9 protein-coding genes and 1 pseudogene are annotated in these 9,187 nt (G+C 66.2%); 6 read left to right on the top strand and 4 right to left on the bottom strand.

Annotated features, from left to right (window positions below; all coding sequences use genetic code 11):
• The 4 genes and pseudogenes from JYJ84_RS20820 to JYJ84_RS20805 form a co-directional block, all read left to right on the top strand.
• A pseudogene (locus tag JYJ84_RS20820) lies at positions 1 to 466 on the top strand (oxidoreductase); the annotation flags it as partial.
• A gap of 259 nt (positions 467 to 725) precedes the next feature.
• Positions 726 to 1,109: a hypothetical protein gene (locus tag JYJ84_RS20815; protein ID WP_122947434.1), complete on the top strand. Its 384-nt coding sequence runs from the start codon at positions 726 to 728 to the stop codon at positions 1,107 to 1,109.
• Between the two features lie 85 nt (positions 1,110 to 1,194).
• Positions 1,195 to 1,608 carry a PPC domain-containing DNA-binding protein gene (locus tag JYJ84_RS20810; RefSeq protein ID WP_122947433.1) on the top strand — a complete coding sequence of 138 codons (414 nt, stop codon included), beginning with the start codon at positions 1,195 to 1,197 and terminating at the stop codon, positions 1,606 to 1,608.
• 76 nt (positions 1,609 to 1,684) lie between these two features.
• On the top strand, positions 1,685 to 2,197 hold the full coding sequence (locus JYJ84_RS20805; protein WP_122947432.1) for a DUF4274 domain-containing protein: 513 nt from the start codon (positions 1,685 to 1,687) through the stop codon (positions 2,195 to 2,197).
• Between the two features lie 120 nt (positions 2,198 to 2,317).
• Here JYJ84_RS20805 and acnB read toward each other — a convergent pair whose 3' ends face one another.
• The gene (gene acnB / locus JYJ84_RS20800; RefSeq protein ID WP_122947431.1) at positions 2,318 to 4,903 is read right to left on the bottom strand and encodes a bifunctional aconitate hydratase 2/2-methylisocitrate dehydratase; all 2,586 of its coding nucleotides are present in this window, start codon (positions 4,901 to 4,903) and stop codon (positions 2,318 to 2,320) included.
• A 581-nt stretch (positions 4,904 to 5,484) separates the two neighbouring features.
• Here acnB and JYJ84_RS20795 point away from each other — a divergent pair.
• Positions 5,485 to 6,240: a BPL-N domain-containing protein gene (locus tag JYJ84_RS20795; protein ID WP_122947430.1), complete on the top strand. Its 756-nt coding sequence runs from the start codon at positions 5,485 to 5,487 to the stop codon at positions 6,238 to 6,240.
• Positions 6,241 to 6,249: 9 nt separating this feature from the next.
• Here the strand turns inward: JYJ84_RS20795 and JYJ84_RS20790 are convergent, their stop codons facing one another.
• The 3 genes from JYJ84_RS20790 to JYJ84_RS20780 all read right to left on the bottom strand — a co-directional run bounded on the left by JYJ84_RS20790 (position 6,250) and on the right by JYJ84_RS20780 (position 8,338).
• A complete protein-coding gene (locus JYJ84_RS20790) occupies positions 6,250 to 6,723 on the bottom strand; it encodes a nuclear transport factor 2 family protein (RefSeq protein WP_175223353.1) in 474 nt (157 codons plus the stop codon).
• 290 nt (positions 6,724 to 7,013) lie between these two features.
• Positions 7,014 to 7,262 (bottom strand): hypothetical protein, encoded by a 249-nt coding sequence (locus JYJ84_RS20785; protein ID WP_021161497.1) that lies wholly within the window; start codon positions 7,260 to 7,262, stop codon positions 7,014 to 7,016.
• A gap of 641 nt (positions 7,263 to 7,903) precedes the next feature.
• Positions 7,904 to 8,338, bottom strand: a complete 435-nt coding sequence (locus JYJ84_RS20780; RefSeq protein WP_122947428.1) for a universal stress protein — start codon at positions 8,336 to 8,338, stop codon at positions 7,904 to 7,906.
• 357 nt (positions 8,339 to 8,695) lie between these two features.
• Between JYJ84_RS20780 and JYJ84_RS20775 the strand changes: the two genes are divergently transcribed.
• A partial coding sequence (locus JYJ84_RS20775; protein WP_240201883.1) for an amidase family protein occupies positions 8,696 to 9,187 on the top strand: 492 nt, incomplete at its 3' end.

Below are 9,187 nucleotides of genomic sequence, written 5' to 3'. Positions count from 1 at the left end.
CGAGCGTGCGCGGCCTGGCGATCCGCTGACCGTGCGCGTGCCGATGGGCGGCTTCGGGCTGTTCGCGGACAGCCTGCGGCCGCGCTGGTTCGTCGCGGGCGGCACCGGGCTCGCGCCGATCCTGTCGATGCTTCGGCGCATGGCTGAATTTCAGGAGATGGCCGACGCGCGGCTGTTCTTCGGCGTCAATCAGGAAAGCGAACTGTTCATGCTGGATGAACTCGCGCGATTGCAAGCCGACCTGCCGCAGTTGCGCGTCGAACTGTGCGTCTGGCGGCCGGGCGGGGAGTGGGCCGGGGCGAGGGGCACGCCGGTCGATGCGTTGCGCGCGGCGCTCGCGCAGGGCGGCGCGCCACCGGACATCTACGTGTGCGGACCGCCCCCGCTCGTGCAGGCGGTACGGGACGTGGCGATGACGGCCGGCGTGCCCGATGCGCAGTTCGCGAGCGAGCGTTTCACCGTGTGATGCTTGCATCCGGCCCGATGGTGCGCTGCGGGTATTGCGGCGCCAGCGGAAGGCTGCCTCGCCCGTTGTGCAACGTGCCAGCGCGGCCCGCTGGTCCGTTGCCGCGAAGCTGTCGCACGGCGTCGCCGCGCATTCGTCCGGAGGGCGCGCGCGTCGCTGGCGGTATGCTTGCGCCCGGGACCGGCGTCGGTGACGGACGACGGAGCGCAATCCGCGCAGCCGACGACACGGCGGCGGCATCGGGGCATGGAGTCACGACATGGAGCAGGTGGTGGTGACGCGCGTCGCGCCATATTCAACCGACAGCGAGTGCGCGGCGGTGACGTTACGGTGCGGCGAACACGAGATCACGGTGTTCTCGTTCGGAGGCGACGCGCGCGTCGACGACATCGTGCGAACGCCGGTGTCGGCAGTCGACTGCGAGGTCCGGGCGGCCTGTATCGACGATTGGGCCGACGACGCAAGACGTGCGGCCAGCCGGCAATGGATCGGGAAAACCGGGAGCCCGTACGGCTACCGCGGATGCGGGTGGGTCATCGATCGGGAGCAGGGGTTGATCGACGTGGTCGGCTTCACGCTCGACGTGGGCGAGTTGCCATGCGACGGCGCGGTCGAATTCGAGTGCCTGCGGCTCGATCTCTGACCGGGCAGGCGACTGGCGGGCTTGCCGGATTGCCGTCACGAACTTACCCTTGGTCGACATCCCGGCCCCGAACAGGATCACGACCATGCAAGCCCACCCTCTGCGTCTTTCTCCCGGCGACGACCTGCGCGCGACGATCGAGCACGCATTGCGTCAGCACGACGCGCACGCGGCATTCGTGATCCAGGGCATCGGCAGCCTGAGCGTCGCGCAGTTGCGCTTTGCCGGGGCTGACGTGCCGACCGAACTGCGCGGCGATCTCGAAATCCTGACACTGGCCGGTTCGGTATCGCCGGACGGCGCGCACCTGCACATGTCCGTTTCCGATGTGGTCGGCCGCGTGTCGGGCGGCCATGTGGCGAGCGGCTGCGTGGTGCGCACGACCGCCGAGATCCTGCTGGCCGTGCTGCCCGCGCATCGCTTTGCGCGCGAACCCGATCCGCACACCGGCTTCAACGAACTGGTGATCCGCCGCGAGCCGGGCGGCGAGGGCGCGTGACGGTCGCGAAGCGGCGTTAGAATCGCCGGTCATTCGACGCTGTTCCGCCATTCACCATTCCGCGAGGCCGCCATCCATGGATGATTCCGAAATCGAACAAAAGGCGTGGGATATCGTGCGCACCTGGCTCGAGGGCGCGACGCCCGAGCAATGGCACCGCTTCGCCGCGCGCTCCAATTACGACGGCAACGGCCGCGCGCTGCGCTGGCTGCTCGACAACCGCAACATCGATCGCGCCACCGCGCTGCTGATCTACTGGAATCTCGGCGCCGCGTGGTTCGTGCAGTACGCGAACGAAAGCGACCTGGGCGACGCGTCGTATCAACTGGACACGTTCCGGCTGGTGCGCGAAATCGAGCAGCGTTATGCCGACGGCTATTACGCCGATCACGGGATCTGGTTCGATCCGCATGACTTCGACGGCGCGGGCCCGAACGACTATCCCGATGTACCGGTCGCGCGGCCGGTGCCGGCGCTGATGCTGCAGCCGACCGATGGCCGCGAGTATGTCGATCTCGACGAAGCGGAAGGGTACGACGAAGGCTTGCCGTTCGACGTGGCCGAGCGGCTTTACGCGCTTTACGACTGACCGGGCTGCGATCACCTAGCGGCGCCGGATAAAAAAAATGGCGCCGCGGGCATTCAGCCTGCGACGCCATTGCGTGGTGTGCTGCGACGTCTACCGCCCGCCGCAGCCCGCTCCGCGTGCTTACAGCTGCACGGTGTCGGCCACTTCCTTGAAGTCTTCGATCTGGTCGAAGTTCATGTACTTGTAGATCTGGTCGCCGTTCGCGCTGAGCACGCCCATGTCGGCCATGTACTCTTCCTTGGTCGGGATCTTGCCCAGACGCGAGCAGATCGCTGCCAGTTCCGCCGAGCCGAGGTACACATTCGTGTTCTTGCCGAGACGGTTCGGGAAGTTGCGGGTCGACGTCGACATGACCGTCGCGCCTTCGCGCACCTGTGCCTGGTTACCCATGCACAGCGAGCAGCCCGGCATTTCGGTACGCGCACCGGCCGTGCCGAACACGCCGTAGTGGCCTTCTTCGGTCAGCTGCTTCTGGTCCATCTTGGTCGGCGGCGCGACCCACAGCTTGACCGGGATGTCGCGCTTGCCTTCCAGCAGCTTCGACGCGGCACGGAAGTGACCGATGTTGGTCATGCACGAGCCGATGAACACTTCGTCGATCTTCGCACCTGCGACGTCCGACAGCGTCTTCACGTCGTCCGGGTCGTTCGGGCACGCGACGATCGGCTCGTGGATGTCGGCGAGGTCGATCTCGATGACGGCCGCGTACTCGGCGTCGGCATCCGGCGACAGCAGTTGCGGGTCGGCCAGCCACTGCTCCATCGCCTCGATACGGCGCTGCAGGCTGCGCGGATCCTGGTAGCCCTGCGCGATCATCCACTTCAGCAGCGTGATGTTGCTGTTCAGGTACTCGATGATCGGTTCCTTGTTCAGGTGCACCGAGCAACCGGCTGCCGAACGCTCGGCCGACGCATCCGACAGCTCGAACGCTTGCTCGACCTTCAGGTCGGGCAGGCCTTCGATTTCGAGGATGCGGCCCGAGAAGATGTTCTTCTTGCCTTGCTTGGCGACCGTCAGCATGCCTTGCTTGATCGCGTACAGCGGGATCGCGTTGACGAGGTCACGCAGCGTGACGCCCGGCTGCATCTTGCCCTTGAAGCGGACCAGCACCGATTCCGGCATGTCCAGCGGCATCGTGCCGGTGGCGGCCGCGAACGCGACCAGGCCCGAACCTGCCGGGAAGCTGATGCCGATCGGGAAGCGGGTGTGCGAATCGCCGCCGGTGCCGACGGTGTCGGGCAGCAGCATGCGGTTCAGCCACGAGTGGATCACGCCGTCGCCCGGGCGCAGCGCGATACCGCCACGCGTGCTGATGAAGTTCGGCAGCGTCTGGTGCGTCTTCACGTCGACCGGCTTCGGATAAGCGGCCGTGTGGCAGAACGACTGCATCACGAGATCGGCCGAGAAGCCGAGGCACGCGAGATCCTTCAGTTCGTCGCGGGTCATCGGGCCCGTGGTGTCCTGCGAGCCGACCGAGGTCATCTTCGGTTCGCAGTACGTGCCCGGGCGCACGCCCTGGCCTTCCGGCAGGCCGCACGCGCGGCCGACCATCTTCTGCGCGAGCGAGAAGCCCTTGCCGCTGTCGGCCGGCTGGTGCGGCAGGCGGAACAGCGTCGACGGCGCGAGGCCCAGCGCTTCACGTGCCTTCGCGGTCAGGCCACGGCCGATGATCAGCGGAATGCGGCCGCCGGCGCGCACTTCGTCGAACAGCACGTCGGACTTGACCTGGAATTCGGCGATCACGTTGCCGTCCTTCAGCGCCTTGCCTTCGTACGGGCGCAGTTCGACCACGTCGCCCATTTCCATCTGCGACACGTCGAGCTCGATCGGCAGTGCGCCGGCGTCTTCCATCGTGTTGTAGAAGATCGGGGCGATCTTGCTGCCGAGGCACACGCCGCCGAAGCGCTTGTTCGGCACGAACGGGATGTCTTCGCCCGTGAACCACAGCACCGAGTTGGTGGCCGACTTGCGCGAGGAGCCGGTGCCGACCACGTCGCCCACGTAGGCGACCAGGTGACCCTTTTCCTTCAGCGATTCGATGAACTTGACCGGGCCGCGCTTGCCGTCTTCTTCCGGCGTGATGCCAGGGCGTGCGTTCTTCAGCATCGCCAGCGCGTGCATCGGGATGTCCGGGCGGGTGGTGGCGTCCGGGGCCGGCGACAGATCGTCGGTGTTGGTTTCGCCCGTCACCTTGAAGACGGTGATGGTCAGGCTTTGCGGCACTTCCGGACGGCTCGTGAACCATTCGGCGTCGGCCCAGCTCTGCAGCACGGCCTTCGCGTGCGCGTTGCCCTTGTCGGCGAGTTCCTTGACGTCATGGAACTGGTCGAACATCAGCAGGGTTTTCTTCAGTGCGTCGGCGGCGACGGCAGCCACGGCTTCATCGGACAGCAGCTCGATCAGCGGCTGGATGTTGTAGCCGCCCAGCATCGTGCCGAGCAGTTCGGTCGCGCGTTCGCGGGAGATCAGCGGGCAGGCGGTCTCGCCCTTGGCCACGGCGGCCAGGAAGCCGGCCTTCACGCGGGCGGCTTCGTCGACGCCGGCAGGCACGCGATGGGTGATCAGGTCGAGCAGCGTCTGCTCTTCGCCGGCGGGCGGGTTCGTCAGCAGTTCCACCAGTTCGGCGGTCTGCTGAGCCGTCAGCGGCAGGGGAGGAATACCGAGCGCGGCGCGGGCGGCCACGTGAGCACGAAAGTTTTCAAGCATGGGGAGACCTGCTGATATTGCGTTTGAGGGGAAGGCCTTGCCGGCACTCCGGGGCTGTTCCAGGCACTGCTTTGAGCGGGATTCTAATCTCAATGCTCTTTAACGTCAAATGTCTTATGTCTTATATAAGAGTTGATCGGCTGGAAGCGGGAAAGCGCGGTGGAATGGGGGAGTCGGTCTGTTGGGGCGTGTTTTGGAGGGGCGCCTGGGTGCCGATGCGGGCAGGGTGTTCCGGGCGGTTCTGACAGTGGTCGGGAGGCGCGGTGTGATCCGGGCGTGTCCGTTCGCGTCGGGGGCCTCCGTCGTCGGCTTTGGCTGCCGTGATGTGAACCGACGCGAACCGTTCGACGCTTCGGCGGGCGAAAGGCGCTACCGGTAACGAAGCCCCGGGAGCGCGGTTACCGGCGGCGCATATATCTGCACAAGCACGCAAGAAACATTACACACAGGCCGCTTCCGCGCACCTACGCTCTGTTTCACGCGACTTTCAATCAGGTTTCAAAAGGCGGGGCGAGCATCGGCACGTGCCGGTTGCCCCGTCCTGACCGGCCGCGAGCCCTCAAATCCCGTCGATCAAACACATGCGAGCCAGAGAATCGATTTTCGTGGTGGTGTCCCTCGTCGCGGCGTCGGTCGTTCATGCGGCCACGGCCGACGACGAAGCGCGTGGCTCCGCCAGCCGTCCCGTCGCACTGGTCTATCGCGGCCCGGCCGCATGCGATGGCTGCCCCGAGACGATTGCGCAGCGCCTGCGTGAATCCGGCCACAAGTTTCGCGTGATCTACGTCGGGCCGGCGGAAAAACTCAAGATCACGCCCGCCGTCCTGGCCGGCGCCGCGCTCTACGTCCAGCCGGGCGGCGGGCAGGACATCCCCGGTGCGGCGGCCAGCATCGGGAAGCATTCGCTCAAGGCCGTGCGGCATTACGTGTCGAATGGCGGGCGCTACCTGGGCATCTGCATGGGCGCCTACCTGGCGGGCGACCCGGGTTTCGGGCTGGTCGCCGGCGAGTTCGACTCCGAGGTCGACCGGCCGGGCTCGACGCTCCACGGTATCGCGGACACGGTGACGCCGGTGCTATGGCGCGGGAAAAAGCGCTGGATCTACTTCCAGGACGGCGCGATGCTCCCGGCCGCCCCCGGCGCGGTCGTGCTGGCGACCTATCCGAACCGCGATATCGCGGCCGCGACCTATCGCTACGGCAAAGGGCGCGTCGGGCTCGTCGGCCCGCATCCGGAGGCGGACGAGAGCTGGTATCGCGAGTATGGCCTCAAGAATCCGGACGGCGTGCTGCCGGACATGGCTTATGACCTGATCAATGCGACGATGAAGCCATGACGGTGTGTGCTATTTCCGTTTGGCGCGATACGTGTCGAGATTCTTCCGCGCTTGCGCGCGGATCGCGCGTTGCACGAAAGGCGTCCAGCCGAGCAGCGCGCCTTTCAGTCCCAGCGCCTGACGCGCCCAGCGCCACAGGTCGAAGCTGTCGCGATGCTCGACGATGAGCCCGTCGCGAAACCGGAACCGCGCGTCGATCCGGTTGACCACCATCCGGCCGGTCGCGGTGAACCGGTATTGGGCGATCCATTTGGCGCGCCCGGCCTGTTGGTCCGCGTCGACGTCGCCGAACGTCAATGAAAAGTCCTGCGCCCGCGCGACCAGCATGCGCCACATGTCGCGTGCGAGGTCGCCGCGCAACTCGCCGAATGCGGGGTCGCTGAAGACGACGTCAGCGGCATAGCAGGCGAGCATGGCGTCGATGTCGCGCTGCTGGAACGCCGTGTAGAAGCGCTGGATCAGCTCGGTGTGTGGGTGGCTCATCTCTGGATGGGGTGTTGTCGTAGATGAAGCAGCGCCGCGACGCGGTGGCCGGACATTCCGCCGGTCGATCGATGGGGGCATGCCGGACGGCAAGGATCCCCCGATCGAGCCGACGTCGACACGTTTTCCCCGCGACGATGCCGGTCACGTTCAGACGTTCGGCGGCACCGCCGTCCGGGCCGTGACATGCGTCGCGACTTCGGTCAAACAGGCGGGAATGGATGCGGGCGCACGTGGCTCCGGTTCAGCCGCCGTGCCCCGGGCGCGTCCGGCGCGTCAACTGGCGGACGTCAGCGGTTCGCCAGCGCGACGTCCTGGTTGCCGCGTCCCGTCACCAGGCAACCCGACATGAATGCCTCGCCCTGGCTGCTGGCGGCCGCTTCGCCAAAGCCGCGGCCGAGCGCGTCGACCTTCACCTGCGCGGCGCCCTGTTCGCACGCAAGCGGACTGGTGTCGCGGCCCTGCGCGTGCAGGATCGCGCGATCGCCAATGAGATACGCCAGCAGCGCGAAAACAGCGATATGTACGGCTCGTCTCATGGTTCGTCTCCTCGTCGCTCAAGCGTAACGCGGACCCGTTCGACGAAGCACTTGGGGGTTCCCCCGGTAAACGTCTGCTGAAACAGGGGAAGGGCGGTGATCCCGTCCCGTTTTTCGTGTTTTGCGTGCGGAAGGAGGGCGCGGCTTCAACGCGGCTGGCAGGTGAAACCGGACGGGCGGCGCGGCATGTGCGCGACGGTTTTCAGCGCGACAGGCAGGCGATTCGCGCGAGTTTGACGAATGTCAGGGTACGGGCGGGACGGGGCGGTCGCGCGGCCATTCAAAGCGATAGCATGAATGCATGATTTGACGGAACGCGATCGCGGAGGAATGCATCGGTTCCGGCAAGCAGGTGCGTGTTGAATATCGCTATCGAAATAGTGAGGAATCCAAATGCTTAACGTCTCTTCCGTCCTGATCAGCCTCGCCCCGATGTGGGCCATCCTGCTCGTTGCGTCTTCGGCTGCCGCCTATTTCGTGTTCTGGCGCAAGGTCATCGAGTAAGCGCTGCGTGAAGGCCGGTGCGCGTGTGGGCGGTAACGCGCACACGTGTCGCACCGCTCGTTCGTCCGTCCGTCGCGGGTGCTGACCTGCGGCACAGCGGCGAACGGCCGTCGACGCGCTGCCGCGCGTCATCTCCGTCATTGCACGGCTGTTACCGGCACATTCGAAATCCGCACCAGCCGGCTCATCACGCTGCGGCGGAACACCGACATCAGCGTATGCAACGGGTCGTGCCGTGGCGCGACGACCACGATCTCGTCGCAACCCGTCTCCGCTGCCACGGACGCGATCGTATCGGCCACCGGGCCCACCTTCTTCACGACGCTGTACTTGACGCCGGCTTCCTGCAGGATTCGCTCGGCCATGGCCAGATCGTCAGACGCGAACTTCTCCTCGATCGAACGCAGCCGCGACAGCGGGTGGTAGGCCTCGAGCCGCGTCGATTCGAGCGGTGCCTGGACGTTGATCAGCACGATTTCCGACGCGCATCGTTCGCGATACAGGAACGTCGCGTGGCGAACCGCCTGAAGCGAACGGGGAGAGTGGCCGACCGGAACCAGCAGCTTGAGCATGAACGTTGTCCAGGGAACGAGATGATTCCAGCGTAGCGCGCCGCCGGGCCGGACGATCTAAAGAGAACGGGCGACCGCGTAAAAATGTCGTTAACGCGTGCCGCGCCTGATAGAAATATAAGAAATTTAAGTTTATGCGCATAAACGATTTCATCGGCCGGGGCGGTGCGCGCGAAGCAAGGCCCGCCGCCCCGATTTAGTCGGAACCGCAATGAATCGCGGCGGAAAATATCGGAGGTCGCCGATCCGGCGTCGCGTAGAGTAGTGCATCGGCCGCGGCGCGGCCCGTCCCGGCCGGTTCGGGAGCGAGCGCCGCCACGCGGCCAGCCATTCCATTCCGATTCCAGGAGACTCCGCATGCCGCACGGCGCCCCGCAGCTTCTCGCTCCCGCTTCCATTCCCGTCGATCCGATCGTGCGCCTGTCGGCGGGCGAGCTTGCGTCGGCGATCCGCAGCAAGGCCGTGTCGTGCGTCGAGACGATGCGCGCGTATCTCGATCACGTCGAGCGCGTGAACGGAGCGGTCAACGCGATCGTTGCGCTGCGCGAGCGCGACGCGCTGCTCGCCGAAGCCGCGGAGAAGGATGCCGCGCTGGCGCGCGGCGAGTACCACGGCTGGATGCACGGGATGCCGCAGGCGCCGAAGGATCTAGCGATGACGAAGGGGCTGCGGACGACCTACGGCTCGCCGATCTTCCGCGAGAACGTGCCGCAGGCCGATTCCGTGGGCGTCGCGCGGATGCGCGCGGCCGGCGCGATCTTCATCGGCAAGACCAACACGCCCGAGTTCGGGCTCGGCTCGCACACGTTCAACGAGGTCTACGGTGCGACGCGCAACCCGTACGACCTG

The sequence above is a fragment of the Burkholderia sp. LMG 13014 genome, from assembly GCF_905232215.1.
GTDB lineage: Bacteria > Pseudomonadota > Gammaproteobacteria > Burkholderiales > Burkholderiaceae > Burkholderia.
This window is presented reverse-complemented; position numbering and strand designations above follow the sequence as displayed.